This is a genomic window from Deinococcus cellulosilyticus NBRC 106333 = KACC 11606 (genome assembly GCF_007990775.1).
Taxonomy (GTDB): domain Bacteria; phylum Deinococcota; class Deinococci; order Deinococcales; family Deinococcaceae; genus Deinococcus_C; species Deinococcus_C cellulosilyticus.
On record NZ_BJXB01000001.1, the window covers coordinates 127,975 to 148,129 of the forward strand.

General features: G+C 56.6%; 20 protein-coding genes. 11 read left to right on the forward strand and 9 right to left on the reverse strand.

Translation table 11 applies throughout. From position 1 onward, the window contains the following. Position 1 precedes the first annotated feature (1 nt). Positions 2-1,108, forward strand: a complete 1,107-nt coding sequence (locus DC3_RS00530) for a cellulase family glycosylhydrolase (protein ID WP_146881631.1) — start codon at positions 2-4, stop codon at positions 1,106-1,108. Between the two features lie 54 nt (positions 1,109-1,162). Here DC3_RS00530 and DC3_RS00535 read toward each other — a convergent pair whose 3' ends face one another. Next, positions 1,163-1,681: a hypothetical protein gene (locus DC3_RS00535; protein ID WP_146881632.1), complete on the reverse strand. Its 519-nt coding sequence runs from the start codon at positions 1,679-1,681 to the stop codon at positions 1,163-1,165. 370 nt (positions 1,682-2,051) lie between these two features. On the opposite strand from DC3_RS00535, the gene DC3_RS00540 reads away from it, so the two are divergent. The 6 genes from DC3_RS00540 to DC3_RS29910 all read left to right on the forward strand — a co-directional run bounded on the left by DC3_RS00540 (position 2,052) and on the right by DC3_RS29910 (position 7,871). Beyond that, a complete protein-coding gene (locus DC3_RS00540) occupies positions 2,052-2,945 on the forward strand; it encodes a DUF1206 domain-containing protein (RefSeq protein ID WP_146881633.1) in 894 nt (297 codons plus the stop codon). Positions 2,946-3,041: 96 nt separating this feature from the next. Beyond that, positions 3,042-3,953: a diacylglycerol/lipid kinase family protein gene (locus tag DC3_RS00545; RefSeq protein WP_146881634.1), complete on the forward strand. Its 912-nt coding sequence runs from the start codon at positions 3,042-3,044 to the stop codon at positions 3,951-3,953. Then, entirely contained in the window at positions 3,946-4,704 is a 759-nt protein-coding gene (locus DC3_RS00550; RefSeq protein WP_246130494.1) for a PHP-associated domain-containing protein, read from the forward strand. The genes DC3_RS00545 and DC3_RS00550 overlap by 8 nt, the downstream gene beginning before the upstream one ends. A 199-nt stretch (positions 4,705-4,903) precedes the next feature. Next, positions 4,904-5,311, forward strand: coding sequence for a hypothetical protein (locus DC3_RS00555; RefSeq protein ID WP_146881635.1), 408 nt, complete (start codon positions 4,904-4,906; stop codon positions 5,309-5,311). A 319-nt stretch (positions 5,312-5,630) separates the two neighbouring features. After that, complete coding sequence (locus tag DC3_RS00560) at positions 5,631-6,104, forward strand: SRPBCC family protein (protein WP_146881636.1); 474 nt, start codon at positions 5,631-5,633, stop codon at positions 6,102-6,104. Positions 6,105-6,380: 276 nt separating this feature from the next. Further along, on the forward strand, positions 6,381-7,871 hold the full coding sequence (locus DC3_RS29910) for a chitosanase (protein ID WP_146881637.1): 1,491 nt from the start codon (positions 6,381-6,383) through the stop codon (positions 7,869-7,871). Positions 7,872-7,936: 65 nt separating this feature from the next. On the opposite strand, the gene DC3_RS00570 is transcribed toward DC3_RS29910, so the two are convergent. After that, positions 7,937-8,200, reverse strand: coding sequence for a hypothetical protein (locus tag DC3_RS00570; RefSeq protein ID WP_146881638.1), 264 nt, complete (start codon positions 8,198-8,200; stop codon positions 7,937-7,939). A gap of 155 nt (positions 8,201-8,355) precedes the next feature. Here DC3_RS00570 and DC3_RS00575 point away from each other — a divergent pair, with 155 nt between their 5' ends. After that, positions 8,356-8,832, forward strand: a complete 477-nt coding sequence (locus DC3_RS00575) for a GNAT family N-acetyltransferase (RefSeq protein ID WP_146881639.1) — start codon at positions 8,356-8,358, stop codon at positions 8,830-8,832. A gap of 50 nt (positions 8,833-8,882) precedes the next feature. Here the strand turns inward: DC3_RS00575 and DC3_RS00580 are convergent, their stop codons facing one another. Both DC3_RS00580 and DC3_RS00585 read right to left on the reverse strand, forming a co-directional pair. Next, positions 8,883-10,601, reverse strand: coding sequence for a PRC and DUF2382 domain-containing protein (locus DC3_RS00580; RefSeq protein ID WP_146881640.1), 1,719 nt, complete (start codon positions 10,599-10,601; stop codon positions 8,883-8,885). A 348-nt stretch (positions 10,602-10,949) separates the two neighbouring features. Continuing rightward, positions 10,950-12,032, reverse strand: coding sequence for a YihY/virulence factor BrkB family protein (locus tag DC3_RS00585; protein ID WP_146881641.1), 1,083 nt, complete (start codon positions 12,030-12,032; stop codon positions 10,950-10,952). Between the two features lie 144 nt (positions 12,033-12,176). Here DC3_RS00585 and DC3_RS00590 point away from each other — a divergent pair, with 144 nt between their 5' ends. The 3 genes from DC3_RS00590 (at position 12,177) to DC3_RS00600 (ending at position 16,491) form a co-directional block, all read left to right on the forward strand. Then, entirely contained in the window at positions 12,177-12,407 is a 231-nt protein-coding gene (locus tag DC3_RS00590; RefSeq protein ID WP_146881642.1) for a hypothetical protein, read from the forward strand. 76 nt (positions 12,408-12,483) lie between these two features. Continuing rightward, positions 12,484-15,750 (forward strand): PAS domain S-box protein, encoded by a 3,267-nt coding sequence (locus tag DC3_RS00595; RefSeq protein WP_146881643.1) that lies wholly within the window; start codon positions 12,484-12,486, stop codon positions 15,748-15,750. Between the two features lie 117 nt (positions 15,751-15,867). Then, positions 15,868-16,491, forward strand: coding sequence for a DUF2382 domain-containing protein (locus tag DC3_RS00600; RefSeq protein ID WP_146881644.1), 624 nt, complete (start codon positions 15,868-15,870; stop codon positions 16,489-16,491). 58 nt (positions 16,492-16,549) lie between these two features. Here the strand turns inward: DC3_RS00600 and DC3_RS00605 are convergent, their stop codons facing one another. The 5 genes from DC3_RS00605 to DC3_RS00625 form a co-directional block, all read right to left on the reverse strand. Then, positions 16,550-16,753 (reverse strand): hypothetical protein, encoded by a 204-nt coding sequence (locus DC3_RS00605; RefSeq protein ID WP_146881645.1) that lies wholly within the window; start codon positions 16,751-16,753, stop codon positions 16,550-16,552. A 10-nt stretch (positions 16,754-16,763) separates the two neighbouring features. Further along, entirely contained in the window at positions 16,764-17,219 is a 456-nt protein-coding gene (locus DC3_RS00610) for an SRPBCC family protein (protein ID WP_146881646.1), read from the reverse strand. Between the two features lie 116 nt (positions 17,220-17,335). After that, the gene (locus DC3_RS00615) at positions 17,336-17,806 is read right to left on the reverse strand and encodes a GNAT family N-acetyltransferase (RefSeq protein ID WP_146881647.1); all 471 of its coding nucleotides are present in this window, start codon (positions 17,804-17,806) and stop codon (positions 17,336-17,338) included. 6 nt (positions 17,807-17,812) lie between these two features. Next, positions 17,813-19,405, reverse strand: a complete 1,593-nt coding sequence (locus DC3_RS00620) for a sensor histidine kinase (protein WP_146881648.1) — start codon at positions 19,403-19,405, stop codon at positions 17,813-17,815. Next, a complete protein-coding gene (locus DC3_RS00625) occupies positions 19,402-20,091 on the reverse strand; it encodes a response regulator transcription factor (protein ID WP_146881649.1) in 690 nt (229 codons plus the stop codon). Before DC3_RS00625 ends, DC3_RS00620 begins: the two co-directional genes overlap by 4 nt. Between the last annotated feature and the right edge of the window lie 64 nt (positions 20,092-20,155).

Below are 20,155 nucleotides of genomic sequence, written 5' to 3' on the forward strand. Positions count from 1 at the left end.
CATGAAGAAACTGTTATCTGCAACAATCTTCTCAGCTGTTTTGCTGGCCTCCTGCGGGACCCTTCAGGCCCCCAGCATCAATCAGGCCGCTTCCATCCAGCCCCAGGCAACGGGATTCACGGTTCAGGGAGACCAGATTCTGGACCCCTCAGGCCAGCCTTTCACGGTCAAAGGGATGAGCGTGGCTTATCAGACGTTCATCTTCAATGGTCAGAACCACGGCGGTTATGACCGCGCCAATTTCAAATACCTGGACCAGATGCTGGATGACCTGAAGGCCCGTGGGGTCAATCTGGCCCGCATCTTCGTCACGCAGCCCATCGTCAGCAGAACCGCCTCCTGGAATGGAGGCAAGGGTTACCTGACCATGCTGGACGAGGTGGTCTCCAAAGTGAATGCCAGAGGCATGGTGGCCCTGGTGACCAATTCCTACCGCTCTTTTTCCAGCACAGACCTGAACTTCGTGTCCACCCTGGCCTCCAGATTCAAAAACAACCCTCTGGTGTGGCTCACCCCGATGAATGAGCCCAACTGCGCCGGGAACACCTACTCTGAAACCAAATGCGAGAACTGGGCAGTCTGGAAAAAAGAACAGAACCAGTACATCCAGACCATTCGCAATGCTGGCTTCACAGGTCCCATCCTGATCAACAGCATCCGCTACTCCTGGGACCTGACGCAAGTCCTGAATCCCACTTACAAACTGTCCGATCCTTTAAATCGCCTGATCTACGGTGCACACCGTTACGGAAATGAAAACGAAACGTGGGACGCAGATCAGGCTGCAGATGCAGATGCCCTGTGGGCCAACCTCGCCAGCACAGTCCCTGTGGTGCTTGATGAGGTCGGGGCAGACAACGGTGAGGGGGAATTCGACACGCCCTTTGTGAACAGCCTTCAGTGGGCAGATGGATTCATGCAGTACGTGAGCCAGTGGATCATGAACCGTGGGGGAGATGGGGTCATTGGCTTCACCAGTTACACCTCGGATGGGAACACCATCTATCAGGACGCAGGTTACATCACGGGCAACGTACCTCAGCCTGTCTTGCCGCTGAAACTGACCCGATGGGGAGAGATTTTCTTCAGCAGGCATCCCTTCCTCTGAGTCAGGGACATGAAAGACCGGGCATCTCGCTGCCCGGTCTTTTTGTGGGTTTGTTTAATGCAACAGTTGAGGAGGTGGGGGAGCAGTGACCGGCAGCAGGGTGGTCACCAGTTCTCCACCCAGTGTCTTGAGCAGGTCCTGGACTTTCAGGACATCCTCGGGGGTGTGGGTGTCCACGGCGATCATCAATTTGCCTTCATACTCAGAGCTGGCCTGCACGGCCTCCTGGTGAACTTTGCACCGGAGATCGTAGGCTGTACCGATCATGCTTCCCACAACTCCTCCCAGAACGGCCCCGACCAGGGCGGTGATGGACGTTCCAATCCATCCTGTGAACAGCAGGGGACCAAAGGAAGTCCAGAGGGCAACAGCCACACCCAGCAAGATGCCCAGAACCGTGCCCATCATGATGCCTCTGGTGCAGCCTTTTGAGATGTCCTGTTGCAGGATGCTCATGACTTTGCTGTTCTTGACGGTGGTGAGGGTGGCATCCGTGATCCCCACACTGCGCAGCTTGTCCATGGCGCATTCTGCGGTTTCGATGGATTCAAAAATTGCGGTGATGCGTTCCACTGTGAACCTCCTCTGCTCAGAGATGTGTTGCAGGGTGATGCCTTTGACCTGCGGTGCTTTGACAGGGGGTGCTTTTCGCGGTCCCTCAAAGTCCATTCAGAACGTTCTTTCAGGCAGCCTACAGTCTTGTGAGCATTCAGACTGATCAAGATTGACTTCATTGTAGAGGGGGCTTCAAGCAAATGGTTCAGAAAATTCATCAAAAAACTGAGCATGCCTCCATCAAACCATCAGTTCATGAACAGGTGTTTTTCAATTGATCTTCAGCTTGCTGACAATTCGTCAGAAAAATCCGAAGGAGACAGGGTGCCTAAACAAACGTTTATTTTTTCCATATCTTCCCCTCTTCCTCATCAATCACCATGAAAACATGACCCCTGAACATCTGGAACCTGATTTAAAATCTGACATCAAATCCCATGCCAGAAAAACCAAAGCGCAAGTGGAAGCCAGAGTCGAGGAGGCTGCCCCCTGGCTGGTGAGGCTCGCCCGTTTCGGTTATTTCTGCAAGGGCCTGATGTACCTGACCATCGCCTTCCTGGCCATCCGGGGTGCCCTGCACCTGGGAAACAACCAGACCGATCCCAGAGGAGCCCTGGATTACCTTGGCCGCAACACGGCTTCAGATGCCCTGCTGATCACCCTTGCTGTCGGACTGGTGGGCTACAGCATCTGGCAACTCATCCGGGCCTTTGTTGATCCCGAGCAGCAGGGGCACAAAGCCAAGGGGATGATGAAACGCATCGGGTACGGCATCAGCGGCATTGCCTACCTGACCCTGGCCTGGGCCGCGTTGCGGGTTTCGTGGCTTGAAGACAGGGTTTCCAACCCACAGTCAGAAGAACAGTGGGTGGCCCGCATCTTCGAGTGGCCTGCTGGGCGGGAACTGGTGGCTGTGGTCGGAGTGGTCTTCCTGGCCGTTGCCCTGAACCAGCTGTATGTTGCCATCCGGGCTTCTTTCATGAAGCGCATCAAGAGCTGGCACCTGAAACCCCAGGAACAGGCCCTGGTGGTGGGCATTGGCAGAATTGGCATTGCAGCCCGGGGACTTGTCGCAGGCATGGTGGGCTGGCTCCTTTTGAGAGCGGCCTGGTATGTGGATGCCAGTGAAGCTGGAGGCATGTCTGAAGCCCTTCGAAATTTCGAGAAGGCTCCTGGAGGGGCCATCACTTTCCTGATGATTGCCATTGGCATGCTGCTTTACGGTCTGTACGCCTGGATTCAGGCCAGATACCGGAAAATCCCCATTGGTCAACACGATTGAGCCTGCAGGAAACCCCACTCTTGACACACAGACGCAGCTCATAGATCCGGTATTTTGATTGCATCTCCTGAAGTTCACAACTGAAAAGGACCCTTTATGGAAGCAACCCTGATTTTCAACCAGAACGCTGGAGGCAGCAACAGAGTGACGCCGGAAAGGCTGATTCAGGCCCTCGAAGGGATTGGATACCATCCCGTCTATGAGGCCACAAGCAGTGAAGCAGACCTGGAGAAAGCCCTGGAAAGAGCGCAAGGAACGGTCTTTGTGGCGGGTGGAGATGGCACCATCCGTGCCACAGCCCTGCACCTCATCGGACGGGACCTGCACCTGGGCATTTTGCCGATGGGCACCGCCAACAACATTGGACGGACGCTGGGCATTGTGGGTGAGCCACTGGATGTGATTGACCAGTATTCAAAATCCATCTCCCTCCCTTTCGATGTGGGGCATGTGCGTGCCCCCTGGGGAGAGGATTACTTTCTGGAAGCCTGCGGGTGCGGCCTGTATGCTGACATGCTGGCGGCCTACAACCCGGAGAATGGCAAGAGCCCCATGCGGGCCTTGCAGGTGATGAGCACCACCCTGGCAGGCTACCAACCCCTGCCCGTGGTGGCGTGTCTGGACCACCAGGACATCTCAGGCAGTTACCTGATGGCCGAGGTGCTGAACACGCAAGCCACCGGTCCCCGCATGCGCCTTGCCCCGGAAGCCCACCCTGGAGATGGCCTGTTCGATGTGGTCACCGTCAATCCTGAGCAGCGAGACAGCATGTTCAGTTATCTGGGGGCCCTGATCGGAGGCAGTTTCACAGACCTTGCCAGTGTGTCCCACCAGCAGGGCAGACTTGTGGAATTTCACTGGATGGGGCAGCCTTTCCATGTCGATGGAGAGGTCCGGCCACAGGGTGCCACAGGCCCTCTGGAAGGTGCAGAAGGGCAGGTGGTGATCGAGTTGCTGCAGGGGGCCCTGCACATGCTGGTTCCGGCAAGAGAGGAGCACCATGTCTGACCCGACCATTCACACACCTTCGGGCAAAGTGAGACCCACCATTGCACCGGTCATGCGGGAAGGTGTTCCCGTGATGCGCATTGATCTGCACTGCCATTCCGAGGCTTCCCACGATTGCAAAACCCCTCTGAAACTGATGCCTGGTGCGTGCCTCACCAGCAACATTCGGGTGCTGGCCGTCACCGACCACGATCAGGTGTGGGGCGGGCTGGAGCTGCAGAAAATCGTGCGGGAGGAAGGCCTGGAAGACGACTTCTGGGTGATCCCTGGCGAGGAGGTCACCACCAGGGAGGGGGAACTCAATGCCCTGTTTCTGAAGGAACGCATTCCTCCCAACCTCACCCCCGAAGAGACCGTCAAAGAGATCAAGGCCCAGGGAGGCCTGGTGATGTTGCAACACGGCTTTGATCCGCTCAAACGGCACCGCCTGAGGCCCGAGGCCACCCTGCGCATTGCAGAATCCATCGACATCGTGGAGACTTTCAATTCCCGTCTTTCTCGGAGACGCTGGAATGCAGCTGCGGTGGTGTGGGCCAATGAACGGAACCTTCCGCAAGCTGCAGGCTCAGATGCCCACACCATCCAGGACATTGGAGAGGCCTGGGTGGAAACGCCCCTCCGGCCCGTGAAGACCCCGGAAGACCTCATTGCGGCCCTGCGGGCAGGCACCGTGGGTGGAGCATGGACCCATCCGGTGGAAGCCTACCTGAAGAAACAGTGGCGGCAACTGAAGCAGAAATACCGCTGGTGATCCACAGGCAAAGCCATGTAAAGCTGCCTCATCTCATGATGGATGGCTGGCTTCCATTGGAGGGAACCCCTTCTGCTGGGCAGGCACAGTCATTGTATTGGCCTGACTTAAGTCAAACTGTTGAATTCATGAACGTCAGAAGATCGGGGGCAGGTGTTTTTCTCCAGTGCACTTCAGTTTGATTCCTTACACTTCTGACATGCACCACCTGAACACACCTTCCCACGGAGATGAATTTCAGAGTTTCCTTCCCACCCGTCATGTGTATGGAGTCACCTCTGGAGCTGCACAGGAGCTGTGTTCAATTGCGGACTTTTATTATGCTTTTGGACCCAGGGACATGCCTTTCAGCCAGTCCAACCTGGCCCATGCTGCGAGGCTTTTCGAGGTGGATCTGGCTCCACAGCCTCACCTGACCGCTTCCCAGTACCCTTTTTCGCTGGAAGCAGCCATACTGCAGAAAGCTGCGCTGGGACAGGGACACACCCTTTACGTGCTGCAACGTTTTGGTGGCTTTGACTCGGGCTGGAGGTGCCTGATCCCCAACCACCGCACCCCTGGATTCCTGCGGATCATGGAACTGTATCGCTTGCATCTGGAGGATTGATCTCTGCAGTTTCCTGCAATAAAAACGTTTTATGACTGCACATCAAGCAGACTCTGATTCTGTATTTATGCCCATTGTTCTGCGTCCTGGTGAACAGGTTTCCACGTGGCAGAGGTGCATCTGAGCATGTGAAATTCTGAACAGCCCGTTTGCTTTTCGCGGAAGCTGGAAACGCTTTTTGCTGTAATACTTCAGAAAGATTGGCACTGCTATCCTGACACCACTTGTCCATCCACAGGAAGTCTGTTTCTCTGTGCCCCCTTTTCCTGCGCCCACGAGCAGGAAACAGATCCTCTTTGTTGTCACCTGAAGGAGCACCATGAACATCAGCACCTATACCGCCACCACCACTGCTTCTCCTCAGGCCATCTGGCAGCTCTGGACCAATCCCAAACAGTGGCCCGTCTGGGACCCTGCCCTGAAATCTGCTGAACTGCATGGACCTTTCCGGCAGCATGTCAAAGGCACGTTCACCTATCAGGATGGGAAAACCGTTCCCTTTGAAGTGGTGGCCTGCCACATGCTGGAAAACTTTGTGCTGGCTGTTCCCTACCTGCAGGGCACCCAGTTGCTGATCAAGCGTTCCCTGAAAACCCACGGTGAATCGGTGGAGATTGAACAGGAAGTGACCCTGCAGGGGTCGCCTCTGGCCAAATTGATGCTGAAAGGCAAGAAAGATGCCCTGGTCAAAGAGACCGGAGTTCAGATCACCAGATTCTTTGAACTGCTGGAAGGCATTTCCAGTCAGGACAAAGGACGGGTGGATGTGGCAGCATCAAGACAAGCCTTCTGAGTCACCTTTGATTTCTGACCCTGGTCCATCCTGACCAGGGTTTTTTGATGCCCCACCAGGATCAGGGGCTGGATGAACACCTGGGGTTCTGCCTGACTTGAATTTATTAATAAACAAACTTAATATATTGAAAGTTCTCCCCTTCCCTGCTGGACCAACCCACAAGATGGCCCATCGTCCCAGACCCTTGCTGCATCTGGGCTGTTCGGGTTGTTTCTGGCCTCTGCACCCAGAGAACGGTCAAACCAACTTACCCGATTCATACAAGGAGGACGGATGTTTCGATTCAGCAGAGGATTCAGCCTGATGGCCCTGGCCATCACACTTGCTGCCTGTGGAGGGAACAGCAACAAAGAATTCACCCCCCAGGCCACTTTTGATGCCTTCAGCCAGATTGAGGCTGAACAGTATGATGCGCAAACGGGCACCCAGCGGGAAACCACCCGGGACACCGGCCTGGGTGAAAACGTGGGATACATCGACCCCGGAGACACCCTGACCTACAACAGTGTGAGTTTCAGCAGCACAGCCACCCGCATGCAGTTCCGTGTGGCGAGTGCCTCAAGCGGTGGAACCATTGAGGTGCGTGAGGGATCTGCCACAGGCACCCTGCTGGGCAAAGTCACGGTTCCCAGCACCGGAGACTGGCAAAACTGGACCACGGTCTCCTCCACCGTGAACATCTCCCCTGCCACCCGCAAACTGGTGCTGGTCTTTCGGGGAACAGAGCTTTACGGCCTGATGAACATCAACTGGTTCAGATTTCTGAAGGCAGACACCACTGCGCCCACCAGACCTGCCTCACTCGCGGGCAGCAATGTCACCTCAAGCAGTGTGAAGCTGAGCTGGAGTGCCTCGACAGACAATGTGGGGGTCACCGGGTACAACATCCTGAAAAATGGCAGCCATGCAGGAAGTGCTTCTGGAACCAGTTTTACAGTCACTGGCCTTGCAGCGAACACCTCTTACACCTTCAGTGTGAAGGCCAGAGATGCTGCAGGCAACCTCTCGGTGTCCTCAGATGCAGTGACGGTCAAAACACTGCCTTCCTCTTCTGGAGCAGACCTCACCGACCCCGGAAAGAAAGACATCGCCATGCAACTGGTGTCCAGTGCAGAAAACTCCTCACTGGACTGGCGTGCGCAGTACAAATACATCGAGGACATTCAGGATGGACGGGGATACACGGCTGGAATCATCGGATTCTGCTCTGGAACCGGAGACATGCTGGAGCTGGTGGAGGCCTACACACGCATGAAGCCTTCCAATGTGCTGGCAAAGTACCTCCCTGCACTCAGACAGGTCAATGGCACCGACTCCCATGCAGGTCTGGACCCCAATTTTCCGGCAGACTGGAGAACGGCAGCCCAGGACACCACCTTCCAGCAGGCCCAGGACAGTGAAAGGGACCGGGGGTATTTCAATCCGGCCGTTGGGCAGGCCAAAACAGATGGTCTCCGTGCCCTCGGGCAATTCATTTACTACGATGCCATGGTGATGCATGGTCCCGGCACAGACCCGGTGAGTTTTGGCGGCATCCGGGCCACCGCCATGAGGAATGCAAAAACACCTGCACAGGGGGGCAGTGAGGTCACGTATCTGCATGCTTTCCTGAATGCCAGAGTGGCCGCAATGAAGACCGAGGAGGCCCACAGCGACACTTCACGGGTGGACACTGCCCAGAGGGTGTTTCTGAACAATGGCAACCTGGACCTGAACACCCCCCTGACCTGGCAGGTGTATGGAGACACCTACAACATTCCCTGATAGATCAGGTTGCTGGCCTTTACAGCAAAATTCAGCAGAACCCGCGCATGGTGCGCGGGTTCTCTTCATTGTGTGGTGGAATTCAGGGGTTCCACTTTGAAGTGTTGACGCAAGACCGAAAGAAATTCCCTGGCCTGCTGACCTGTTCCTTCAAAAGAGAGTTCAAAGGTCATGACCTTCTTGACCACAAACCAGGAATTGCGGGTTACGTCCGTCACCTGCACAGGATGCCCGGTCAGAACCTCCACCCAGGACGCCAGCGATTGGGCAGTCCACTGGCTGCTTCCTGCCCGTGAAGTCAACCTGAATTGATGAACACTCAGCACCATGCGAAAAGTGTGCCAGATCCAGATGATGTGAAAGTGAAGTGCAGGGCATTCTCCTGACCCACACTTCAGAGCTTTCCCTGAAGACTGAAGTTCAAACATACGTTTGTCTATGCAGAACGGGTTCTGATGTGAGCACTCCCGGAGCACACTGAACCATGACACATCCCATTCATCTGGCACGCCCTGACTGCGCAGCAGAACTGCTGGCCCTGCAACGCCTGTGCTTTCAAAGTGAATCCGATCTGATTGGTGGGAGGCCCATTCCACCCCTCACCCAGACCCTGCAAAGCATGGAAGAGGACCTGAAGCACCAGACGGTTTTGCTGATTCAGGACATCTCTGGTCGCATTGTGGGATCGGTGCGTGCATTTCTCAAAGCGGGCACCTGTCATGTGGGCCGCCTGATGGTGCATCCAGACCTGCAAGGCAAAGGACTCGGCAGGGCCCTGATGCAGGCCATCGAACAGCACTTTCCTCATGCAGAACGCTATGAACTCTTCACAGGCAAGGTCAGCACCCGCAACATTGCCCTCTACCAGAAACTGGGGTACAGCATCTTCAAAGAGCAGGACGTTGCAGAAGATGTCACACTGGTTTTCATGGAAAAACCCGGTCTTCAGGCAGCCCTGTAAAACCAGAAAAAACCACCAGTGAATTTCACTGGTGGTGATTTGAAATCAGATCACTTGCGGCCGAGGTTGTCGTCGCGCAGGGTGCTCTGGCGGGTGTCGATTTCCTCTTCTTCAGCAAGGCGGGTGCCTTCGGGGAGGCCAGAGGAAGCAGGGCGGTCAGCACGCACATCCACTTCACCCGTTTTGTTGACTTCCAGCACTTCTTTGCCCACCTGCTCAGTGAAGGTCTGGCGCTCGGTTTCGGTGCGTTTTCCCACCTCGACCTCTTCGGTGACGTAGGCGCGTTTCTCCACATCGGCACGCTCTGCTTCGAGGTCCACGCGGATGGTTTCGCTGTCTGCACCCAGACGCACATCCCCTTCCACAGGACGGGTGTCGCTGACGCGGTGGCGTTCAATCACCACTTCTTCGCGTTCCAGTTCAACGTTCACATTCTCGGTGCGGGTTTCAACGCGTTTGCCCACTTCCACGGTGCCTGCACGGTAGCGCTCTTTGTCCACAAACAGGCGCTCTTCCAGAAGCTGCAGGCGGTGAGGGCTGTTGTACAGGCCTTCTCTGCGGAACTCGGTTCCGGTCTCACGGTAGGCGGTGTTCTCGGTGCCTGCGTGGGCGTGATTCCCGGGATGCAACCAGGTGCTTTCATCGGCAAGCTGGGCGTCGTAGGTGAATTCCTGTCCTGGGGTGTAAGCACGGAGGTTGTGGACCTGATCGCGGCTCAGGGTGTCGAAGAACACCCCATCGTCTTCAATGCGGGCAAGTCCCACAGGAATCGCGACAATCTTGTTGCTGGTCCAGTTGCCCACATCCACCAGCAGGTAGCGGATGCGGCCATTTTCCTGGGCCAGGGCTTCATGCACTGTACCCACTTTTTCGCCACCCTGCCCGTAAACGGTCTGGCCCACGGGATTGTACACGCCAGAAATATCATGTCTGTGGGTGCTCACCAGATCCCCGAGGGGAAACAGGCGGGGACGGCCCGGGTGGTGGCTGTCTCCAGTGGTCTGCATTCCAGAATTCACGGTTCCAGCGTTGTAGCTGTCCTCGCTGCGGTCATGGCTGCTGCCAGATGTGGTGCTGCCCCTCAGGGAGGTGTCTCCCCGACTCGCACCGGACAGGCTGGAAGCCAGGCTGCCCTGACCGGAAACACCAGAGCTGATCTGGCCATTGTCCTGACGGTCATCGGTGCGGCTGTAGTCACTGGAGGCCACCTGTCCCAGTGAAACGGGATTTCCGGTGGTGGTGCCCATGTCCGTGCCTGCACTTGCACTCAGCGTACCGCCATGGCGGCGCAGGATCTCGGTGACTTCACCCCGATGGATGGTATCTGGAGCGTTCACCGCAACCAGCACACCCCCTTCGTTCAGGCGACTTTCGTAGTAGGCAGCTTCTTCACGGTCATAGCCAGCGTCAGCGAGTGCCCCTGCCAGGGTTCCGGTGACCCCACCAATGATCGCTCCGGCCACTGCACCCCCTGCTGCGGCCCCCAGAGAAGTCGCCAGGAAGCCTGCAGTGATGAAAGGTCCCACACCGGGGATCAACGCTGCAGCCAGACCAAAAATGGCCCCTGCGCTGGCTCCAACGGCCAGACCACGGGCTGCGCCCTTCCCATCGTCATGCACATCGGCTCCGGTGCCTGTGGTCACTTCGTTGTCATTGTGACGGGCAATAAAGGAGAGGTCATTGTCACTGATCCCTCTGGATTTCAATTCGTTGACTGCGTCCTGGGCTTGCTGTTGGCTGGGAAATACGGCAGAGATTCGATAACTCATGATGTTCCTCCATGGTCCTGCTTTTGATCAAGCAGACCTGATGTGGTGTTGTTGCAATCTCAATCTAGATCTTTCAGTGAAAAGAGACTGGACGATATATTCCTTTATGGCCCTCTCAAAAAACTGTCAGGTTTCGTGCACATTTGCTACAATTCCACTGGAACTCAAAATCATCAGACCCTTTTCATTTTGCTCATGGAAATCAAGCAGGTTTCTCCAGTGTCTGGTGAAATGGGCAATAGAACTGTACTCTGACGGAGCGGTTTCCCAGCATGCATGAAAAAGTGATGAGGTGCAAAAACCGGAACGCAAATGCGTTCCGGTTCAAACCCACCTGTCAAAGGGAGATCAGGTGCTGTGTTTGCGAATCTGGTTTTTGACCGCGCGGGTGAGCCCAATGGCAGCCGCCACGGGAAACGTCAGGGCTGTGATGACAATGCCTCCGATCAAACCAGCAACGCCACTGATCACCTGCATGATCAGCGAAGTGGCAGGTCGTTCCTGAACCACTTTCGTCTCCGGGTGCATCTCCGACTGAACAGCAGCATCTGCCTGGGTCACCAGCACCTTCTCTTTTTCTGCCAGGGTGCCATACCTGTGGCTGTAGGCCCAGGTGACTTCTGCTCCAAAGAAAAAGATCTGGCCACTCAGGTACACCCACAAAATGAAGACCACCAGGGTTCCGGCTGCCCCGAAACTCCCTGCAGGTGAAAAATGGGCCAGATACAGACTGATCAGGTACTGTCCTATCACGAACAGCACTGCCGTCATGAAAGCCCCGAACTTCACATCTTCCCAGTCCAGATGCACACTGGGCAGGAAACGGTACAGCAGCATGAACAGGCCCGTGAAAATCCCAATGCTGATCAGGAAACTGACCAACTTGAGGAGCATGCTGAGCAGCACGGCCCCACCAAAAAGCTCATCGGCCTGCACAGACAGGTAAACGTTCAGACCCAGGAAGGCCACAATCACCACACCAAGCACAATGGTCAACAGGGCAGCCACCAGACGGCCAATGATCATTTTCACCAGGCCAGTCTTCTCGGGTTCCACCTCCCAGATCTTGTTGATCATGTCCCGGATCTGCACAAAGAGGCTGGAAGCCGTCCAGACCAGCAACAATGATCCAAACACTGTGGCCCCCACGCCCGTGCTCTGCGTGCCATTCATGAAGTCCATCAGGCCAGGGAGGGCATCGGTACCGAATCGGGAAGCCACCTGCTGCTGGATGCTGTTTTCAATGTCGGTGCGGCTCAGGAAGAGGCCTGCAATCCCCACTGCCAGCAGCAAGAGAGGGCCAATGGTGAAAATCGTGCGGTAGGCCAGTGCTGCTGCCATGGTGGGCACATCGTCTGATTTGAAGGCCTGAAAAGCATCCCGGAACACCGGGAGCACCTTTTTGAATCCGGTGGGCTGCGTGTCTTTCATGGCTCTGATTGTAGAAAGGGCACACTGTCACTGACGTAAGGATTGCTACGGGTTCGACAAGAGCAAAGGAACACTAAAACTGTTTTAAATCCAGCAGAACCCTTCATGACTTTGACGCAAGATGCAAAACCAGAAGGAGGCCCCATGGACATCCATCCCAGAGACATTGAAACCACCACCGGAGGATCACAGGACGGAACGACGCCTGCAGGTGACCTCAGCCTGCCTGACCACACCCCCGGTATTGGAGGCAGTGTGGGCAATCCCAGTCCTGCGCCTCTACCCGACACTCCAGATGTGGATGGAGACCTTGAAGAGGGGTCACGTACAGGCCGTCAGGTGGATGTGCCCTCTGGCCCGGACCACGGCGTCTGAACCCGCCACAGGCTGCTGAATGCTGCCTGAGGAAGCCCTGTTTTTCGCATCAAGGACTGAATACACTGGATGAGACATGGACCCTTCCAGGCTTGAAAAGGATGCACCTGTACTGCCCGATTTGCGTGCCCTGGGACGGGCCATCCGGCAGAGCCTGACTGCACAAGAAGTGCTGGACAATGTACAGCGTGCCCTGACCCCTCTGGATGCAGGGGGGTGGCTTTTGCTGTGTTCCTCACGTCAGACGGTTCTGGCCTCGACAGGGCACGCTCCAAAAGGCCCCCTGAACCTCCCAGATGGAGGTTTTGCGGCAGCTGAAGTGACCCAGGTCCTCCGAACACCCTGGCTTCTCTCGTTGCTCCCTTTGGGCAACTGTCTACTTGTGGCAGGAAGCACCCCGGAAGCCGCCCCTGAGCTGGCAGCGGTCCTGGAGGTCATGCAACCGCACCTTCTGGTGGCCCTGCAACGCATGGAACAGCAGAAAAGGCCAGAGCTGCGGCCTGAATTTATGGACACCCTGTTCGCCCACATGCAAGAAGGTGTGGCCATCTGTGATGCCACAGGCACCCTGCAAACCTTCAATCCTGCCCTCAGGCACCTGCACGGGGGCAATTCCGGTGCAGTGTCCCATGCACAGTGGCCAGAGAAATTTCACCTGCACACTCCAGATGGCAGCCGCATGCTGACACCAGAAGAAGTGCCCCTCTACCGGGCCTGGAAAGGAGAGGTTGTGGACCAGGCCCTGCTGCTGATTCGACCTCCTGGATTGCCTGACCGCTACGTGCAATTTCAGGGGGGTCCAGTGCGGTCTGCGCAGGGTGAACTGCTGGGAGCTCTGGTGACCGGAATTGACATGACGGGCACCTTCCAGCAGGAACAGCAACTGCACACCCAGCACCGCCTGATCCAGCACGAGCACCACGCCCGGGCCAGCAGTGAGCACACGCTGAGGTACACCTCGGCCCTGCTGCGCATCTCTGAGGCCCTGCTGGAAGGCAACTCTCCAGCGGAGATGGGACAGGCGGTGCTGTCGGAGAGCAGAGAAATTCTCGACGCCCTCACTGCAAACATCTACGTCACCGACCCGGACCACAGGGAGTTGAAGCTGTTCTCCTCACTGAACGTCCATGCGAGCCTGGAAGAAAAGATCAGAACCTTCCCCCTGGAAGGTCACAATCCTGTTTCAGAAGTGGCCCGCACAGGCAAACCTCTGATTTTTTCCAGCAAAGAAGCCCTTTGTGAGGCCTATCCTGACCTGCTCCCCCTGAAAGAGGACATTCAGGGTCCGGTGATCGTGCTGCTGCCTCTGGCACTTCGAGAAGAGGTGCTGGGTGTGCTGCACTTCGGCTTTGGTCCCGGACGCAGACTGGCTGAAGAAGAGCATTCCCTGATGCGCAACATTGCAAAGCAGGTGGCCCAGGCCCTGGAGCGCACCCGCCTGTACCAGCAGCAGGATCGCCTGATCCACCAGCATCAGGAAACCCTCGCCATGCTGCAGGCCCTGATGCACAATGCACCCATCGGTCTGGCCTTCCTGGACGATCAGCTCTCTTTCAAGATGGTCAACCGTCCCATGGCCCGCATGCTGAACAGCACCATAGACGATTTCCTGGGGGCAAGGCCCACCGAGCGCTTCCCCCTTTTCGGGCAGCTGATCGAACACCAGTTGAAAAAAGTGCTGGACTCAGGCGAATCCCTGCTGAATCTGGAATACAGCATGCCCCCCGGGATGGGCAGGCCCCTTCAGGACTGGCTGGTCAATTATTTCCCTGTGCGCACCCCCGAAGGTGAGACCCTGGGGATTGGGGCCACCATCCAGGACATCACCCACCAGAAGGCTTCAGAGCGCATCCTGCAGGAATCGCAGCTGTTCCGGGAAAAGATCATGCAGACGGCCCCGGTGGTCATCTACCTGATGGATCTGCAGGCCCAGCACATTGTTTATTCCAACCAGCACATGGCAGAAGTGCTCGGGTACACCCCGCAGGAAGTGGAGCACATGTCCATGCGCAACATGCTCTCTCTGGTGCATCACGAAGACCTCGCACAGACACGTGAGGTGCTCTCCCAGATGCAGGACCTGCAAGGTGGAGATGTGATCAGCCTGGAAGCCCGCTTCCGGCACAAGAGTGGAAGCTGGCGCTGGTTTTTCGTGAAGTACACCCTGTTTTCCAGAACCGAAGAATCCCTGCTGGTGCTGGGGCTTGCCCTGGACATCACAGAACAAAAGCAGTTTCAGGAGGCCCTGAACGAGAGCGAACAGCGCTTCAAAGATGTGTCCAACAGCGTGCCCATCCTGATCTGGATGAGTGACGCACAACGCAACCGCACGTTCTTCAACCGCACCTGGCTGGAATTCACCGGAAGCACCACGGCAGAAAGCGCCGGAACTGGCTGGACCGCCCTGGTGCACCCCGAGGACATTGAACGATACCTGCACATTTACCACCAGAATTTTGAGGCCCGCACAGAATTCCAGATTGAATACCGACTGAAGCGCTTTGATGGACAGTACCGCTGGATTCTGGCCCGGGGCGTGCCACGCTTTGACCTGAATGGGAATTTTCTGGGATTCATCGGGGGCTGCATCGAGATGCATGACCGCAAGGTGGCCGAGGAAGCCCTGAAAGAGCGGGAAACCGAGTTGCAGCAGGTCATGAACGTCCAGAAACGCTTTGTGGCCGATGCTGCCCATGAGCTGAGGACCCCCCTGACGGCCATCCAGGGGAACCTTGACATTCTGATCCGGCACCCCCACATTCCAGAAGACGAGAAGAAGGAAATCGTGCAGGATGTGCAGCGTGAAGCCACCCGCCTGGGCCGACTGGTCAACGACATGTTGCAACTCGCCCGTGGGGACTCCGGCCTGGCCTTCAAGGAAGAGGAGGTGGACCTGCATCGGGTCCTGCATTCTGCCTTCAGGGATGCCGAGCGCTTCTCTGAAGACCACCATCTGGAACTGGGCAAGGTGGAAAATGTGACCCTTTACGGAGACCGGGACCGCCTGAAGCAACTGCTGCTGATCCTGCTGGAAAATGCAGTGAAATACACCCCTGCTGGTGGCACCATCAGAGGCACCCTGGTGTGCAGTGATTCCCGGGCAGAAGTGCGCATTTCAGACAATGGGATTGGCATTGCCGAAGAAGACATTCCCAGGGTCTTCGAGCGATTTTACCGGGTGGACAAAGCCAGACAGCGCAGTGAGGACCCTGGTGGTACAGGGCTTGGCCTCCCGATTGCCCGCTGGATTGTGGACCAGCACGGTGGAAAAATCTGGATTGAAAGTGAAGTGGGCAAAGGCACCACAGTGGTGGTGCAGCTTCGGGCAGAGCCTGTGACCTGAGCTGCGAAACGGGCCTTTCGCTGTTTTTCACATTCAAAGATTTCGTACATAACCCACTCTGGTGGGCTTTTATGCTTGAATTGAACGCCATACAATCCTTTCAAATCGAGGACAACCATGTCAGATTTCAAATCTTCAGAACTGCAAAACAACAGCGACACCCGCACCGACATCACCCCCACCGAGAATGAGCAGCAAATCGTGGTCTCTGCCCATCCCCACCTGACTGCATCCCAGGAGTCCGTCACAGAAACCGAACACCATCATGAGCACAGGCAGCGCAACATCGACCAGACGGTGGCCTTTCAGAGTGCCCTGGAACAGGACCTGAAACAGAAACTGGTGGGCACCCTGGAACTCCGTGAAGAAGTCCCTGAAGTGCACATCCTGCGTGAAAAACTGGGTGCAGTGACCGTTCGTCGGGAACGCCGGGTGCGTGAGGAAACCGTCACGGTGGATCTGGTCACCGAAGTGCTGGTCATTGAGACGGTCTCTGGACAGCCCAGCGTGAAATTCCTGGGTGTGGACCTGCCCGTGGGACAGACCATGGAACTGGAAATCTACAGGGAAGAAGCTGACGTTTCCAAGAAAGTCGTTCGTGCTGAACACATCGAGATCTACAAGGATCAGGTGGTGGAGCAGGTCAGCATCCCTGTGGAACTGGCCCGGGAGGAACTGGTGGTGGACCAGCACACCCATGTGGTCCCTTCAAAAAGCGAGGACCTGGATCATTCTTCCTGAACGAAAATTCCTGAAACCAGAAAACACCGGGAGTTCCCGGTGTTTTTCATTGTGGGGCTCAGAGGGCCGGTTCGGGGTTGACGTTCACGTTCAGGCGGTGGGCATTCCACTGCAAAAGCAAGGGCAGGGGGAACCAGAATTCCCGGCGGGCGTCTTCTGCGACAACCTGCACGTACTGGCCATCGGTTTTTTGCACCGTGCCCTGAACAAAGCCGGGACACATCACCAGGGTTCCTGCGGGAATGAACAACAGGTCGTTCATCTCATCTCCTTCAGGTGAATTGGGGCCTGGGGGCGGTCTGGAGGGAAGCTGTCCCTTCCAGTTGCTGCTTGAGATTGGAGAGGGCCGTGTCGGTCATGGCACGGAAGGTCTCGCGGCGCAGACGCAGGGTCAGGGCAGACATGGGACCGATCAGCGTGACCTCCTGGGTGATCCTGACGCCGTCGGAAACTTTCTCCCAGCTCCTTTTGATGTTGATCTCTACTCCAATGTTATATTGAAACGCCAGCATCAGGCTGGAAGAGGGATCACAAAGGAGCACTTTGAAGGTCCGGTCTCCCCGGTCGCGCGTGGTGAGTGTTCCTGTGGTCCCGATGCGCAGATGCGACTCACTGGAAGCCTTTACAACCTCAGGGTCCCAGCTGGACCAGGTGGCAGGATTCACCCATTGTGCCCAGATCTCCTGAGGTGAGGCCTGGACAATCAGGCTGTTCTGGTAAGCATGCATGTGGTACCTCTTTCCTTCAGAGGATACCTTTTCAAGTCTTAAAGCATCCTTACGGCTGCTGAACAGAAACTGAAACGCTTTCGCCACAGCACATGCATTTTTTTGAAATGCAGCATTTACTTGCCAGGCCCGAGCATGCGATGATCCACCACCTGAAAACCGTTCCTTTCATACACCCGCACTGCAGCAAGGTTGGCTGCGGTCACGAACACTTCCCTTCCAGCCACCTGCTGCTCTGTGAACCAGTGCAGCAAACCCTGGATCATTTGATCGGCCACCCCGAGGCCCCTGCTGGCGGGGTCCACATAAATCCAGGAGAGTTGCCCAATGGGAAGGCCCAGGTAAGGGTCCTGCCTGATGCGGCCATAGATGATCCCCAGGGGTTTTTCTCCATACACCATTACATGCTGGTCCTCACGGGCACTGGCCTGCATCAATTCATCCCAGTCTTTTTCAGCCACCATTTGAGGGGTGTTTTTCGCGGTGGTCTGGTAGGCTTCTTCCCACCAGGCAATGTGCTGGGCCACGTAATCTTCCTGCCACACCTTGATGGTGTCACGGTCCTCTGGGGTCAGGTTTCGGAGCATGAGGCATCATACCTGAGGTGAATTCCCAGGGGATATAGGCAAAAAAACGGAGAAGGTGCTGCCCTCCCCTTTCACGCTGTTGACCGTGATGCTGCCCTGCATGCGCTGAATGAGCTCACGCGAGATGGTGAGCCCGAGCCCGGCATGGCGTTCTGCGCGACTGGCCTCTGCACGGTAAAACCGCTCAAAGACATGTGGGAGGTGCTCTGGTGAAATGCCACTTCCCGTGTCCTGCACCTGAACCTCTGCCTGCCCATCTTTGCGCTGAACGGTCAGGCTGATGTTGCCCCCTTCCGGGGTGTGCTGCAGGGCATTGTTGATCAGGTTCGAGAGCACCTGCCTCAATCTGTCTGGATCGGCCTGCACCAGCAGGGGCTCAGCGGGCAGAACGAACAACCTGATGCCCTTCTCCTGGGCCTGTTTTGCAAAAGAAAGGGCACAGGAAGTCACCACCGTGTCCAGCTGAACAGCCTGCAACTGGAGTCGAAACCCGGGGTGCTCAAAACGCAACAGGTCGAACAGGTCATCCACCATGCGTCCCAGTGCCAGGGCTTCCCGGTGGATGATGCGGGCTTTTTTCAGGTGGGCCTCCTGCTCCAGACGGTGTGAGAGGTCCTCACTGAAGGCCAGAATGTGACTGAGGGGCGTTCTCAGATCGTGCGAAATGCTCTGCAGGAAATCTTTCTGGTGGTCCAGCGCATCTTGCAATTGCTGCATGCTGCGGGACAGGTTCTCGCTGATGGTGTTGATGTCCCGGGCCAGGTCCTGCAGTTCGCGGGGTCCCTGCGGTTCCACCCGGGTTTTCAGGTTTCCTGCAGCGATGCTGCGGGCCACTTTAGACAGGGCTTCAATGGGCCTGCTGAGCGTGCGGGCCTCCCGTCCTGCATACACCGACGAAACCACCACTGATCCCAGTGTTGCAGGGAGGGCAATCAGAAAGGCCCACGTCAGCAGAATCACCAGATACAGCAGGACCATCACGGCAGTGAGAATTTCCGAGCGGGGCTGGAATGCAGTGACCGCCAGAAACTGCTCCCTGCCCAGTGGGGTGATGAGCGTCGCTGCATTGAGGCTCTGGGACACCCAGGCTGGAACATCTTTGAGCAGCCTGCGGATCACCTGCGGGTCCTGTTCCTGAAAAGTGACGGCATGTGAGGTCTGAAGGTGCGGTTTCCATCCCTCGGGGACCGGACCTTTCTGGAGGCCCTGGCTCCAGATCACCCGTCCATGGTCGATCAGGGTCACCTGATCGTTCTGGGTGAACACATCCACCTGAAAAGCACCAATGTAGATCTGACCGGCATTCTGCGGAGAGTCTTTTTTGAGGAGTTGCATCTGGCCGCTGTTGAGTCCTTCCAGCACCTCTGCTTGCTGTTCCAGCGGGAGGTTCTTCAGGAGGGAAATGATGCTGCTGGCGTCCTGCTGCACCACCTGCAGATGCTCTTCAAGGGTGGACTGCAGCAGACGTCCAATCAGTGGAGGCACGCTCAGCAGCATGAACAGCACCACCGTGGACATCAGGGTCACCCGGAAAAAGGACCTGCGCAGGGTCCCCTGAATGGAAAGGGGAGCACGCTTTTTTCGCCAGAATCCCTTCATGCCTGGAAACGGTACCCCACGCCCCGCACCGCCTGAATGGCCTTTGCCACCTCGCTGTCCTTGCCGAGTTTTTCCCTCAGGCGTTTGATGTGGGTGTCCACGGTGCGCTCGAACCCATCGAAATCATCTCCCCAGACCTGCTCAATCAGGGTGTCCCGCGTGAGGACCCGCCCGGGGCGTTGCATCAGGTGGCAGAGCAGGTCAAACTCCCTGCGGGTCAGGTCCACAGGAGCGCCCTGAACCTGCACAGTGCGTTCCTCTGGGTGCAAGGTGCAATCCAGCAAGGTGATGGACGAAACGACTGGAACGACTGCAGTGCTCTGCAGGGCTTCCTGCCTGCGAAGCTGCGTGCGGGCACGGGCCACCAGTTCCCGGATGGAAAAGGGCTTGGCCACATAATCATCCGCACCGAGTTCCAGACCCACGATGCGGTCTGCCTCTTCGGTGCGGGAGGTGAGCATGATGATCGGGGTGAGGCTCTCCTGCCGGATCTTGCGGCACAGGGTGAATCCATCCACTCCGGGCAGCATCACGTCCAGAATCACCAGATCGGGATGAAAGGCCTGGAAGACCTCCAGAGCCCCTGTTCCAGTGCCCCACCATTTCACTTCATAACCGTATTCTTCCAGGTGCTCCTGAATGAGCTCCCCGAGGTCTTTTTCGTCTTCAATGATCAGCACCCGCATGAGCAAGATTATGACACCGGATGGACATCAAACGGTCTTCAGGAGGTCACAGCGTTTTTCTAGA

What these genes read in the sequence shown, in the direction of transcription:
- DC3_RS00530 (WP_146881631.1), top strand. Translation starts at nt 2, where the DNA reads ATGAAGAAACTGTTATCTGCAACAATCTTCTCAGCTGTTTTGCTGGCC.
- DC3_RS00540 (WP_146881633.1), top strand. Translation starts at nt 2,052, where the DNA reads ATGACCCCTGAACATCTGGAACCTGATTTAAAATCTGACATCAAATCC.
- DC3_RS00545 (WP_146881634.1), top strand. Translation starts at nt 3,042, where the DNA reads ATGGAAGCAACCCTGATTTTCAACCAGAACGCTGGAGGCAGCAACAGA.
- DC3_RS00550 (WP_246130494.1), top strand. Translation starts at nt 3,946, where the DNA reads ATGTCTGACCCGACCATTCACACACCTTCGGGCAAAGTGAGACCCACC.
- DC3_RS00555 (WP_146881635.1), top strand. Translation starts at nt 4,904, where the DNA reads ATGCACCACCTGAACACACCTTCCCACGGAGATGAATTTCAGAGTTTC.
- DC3_RS00560 (WP_146881636.1), top strand. Translation starts at nt 5,631, where the DNA reads ATGAACATCAGCACCTATACCGCCACCACCACTGCTTCTCCTCAGGCC.
- DC3_RS29910 (WP_146881637.1), top strand. Translation starts at nt 6,381, where the DNA reads ATGTTTCGATTCAGCAGAGGATTCAGCCTGATGGCCCTGGCCATCACA.
- DC3_RS00570 (WP_146881638.1), bottom strand. Translation starts at nt 8,200, where the DNA reads ATGGTGCTGAGTGTTCATCAATTCAGGTTGACTTCACGGGCAGGAAGC.
- DC3_RS00575 (WP_146881639.1), top strand. Translation starts at nt 8,356, where the DNA reads ATGACACATCCCATTCATCTGGCACGCCCTGACTGCGCAGCAGAACTG.
- DC3_RS00580 (WP_146881640.1), bottom strand. Translation starts at nt 10,601, where the DNA reads ATGAGTTATCGAATCTCTGCCGTATTTCCCAGCCAACAGCAAGCCCAG.
- DC3_RS00585 (WP_146881641.1), bottom strand. Translation starts at nt 12,032, where the DNA reads ATGAAAGACACGCAGCCCACCGGATTCAAAAAGGTGCTCCCGGTGTTC.
- DC3_RS00590 (WP_146881642.1), top strand. Translation starts at nt 12,177, where the DNA reads ATGGACATCCATCCCAGAGACATTGAAACCACCACCGGAGGATCACAG.
- DC3_RS00595 (WP_146881643.1), top strand. Translation starts at nt 12,484, where the DNA reads ATGGACCCTTCCAGGCTTGAAAAGGATGCACCTGTACTGCCCGATTTG.
- DC3_RS00600 (WP_146881644.1), top strand. Translation starts at nt 15,868, where the DNA reads ATGTCAGATTTCAAATCTTCAGAACTGCAAAACAACAGCGACACCCGC.
- DC3_RS00605 (WP_146881645.1), bottom strand. Translation starts at nt 16,753, where the DNA reads ATGAACGACCTGTTGTTCATTCCCGCAGGAACCCTGGTGATGTGTCCC.
- DC3_RS00610 (WP_146881646.1), bottom strand. Translation starts at nt 17,219, where the DNA reads ATGCATGCTTACCAGAACAGCCTGATTGTCCAGGCCTCACCTCAGGAG.
- DC3_RS00615 (WP_146881647.1), bottom strand. Translation starts at nt 17,806, where the DNA reads ATGCTCCGAAACCTGACCCCAGAGGACCGTGACACCATCAAGGTGTGG.
- DC3_RS00620 (WP_146881648.1), bottom strand. Translation starts at nt 19,405, where the DNA reads ATGAAGGGATTCTGGCGAAAAAAGCGTGCTCCCCTTTCCATTCAGGGG.
- DC3_RS00625 (WP_146881649.1), bottom strand. Translation starts at nt 20,091, where the DNA reads ATGCGGGTGCTGATCATTGAAGACGAAAAAGACCTCGGGGAGCTCATT.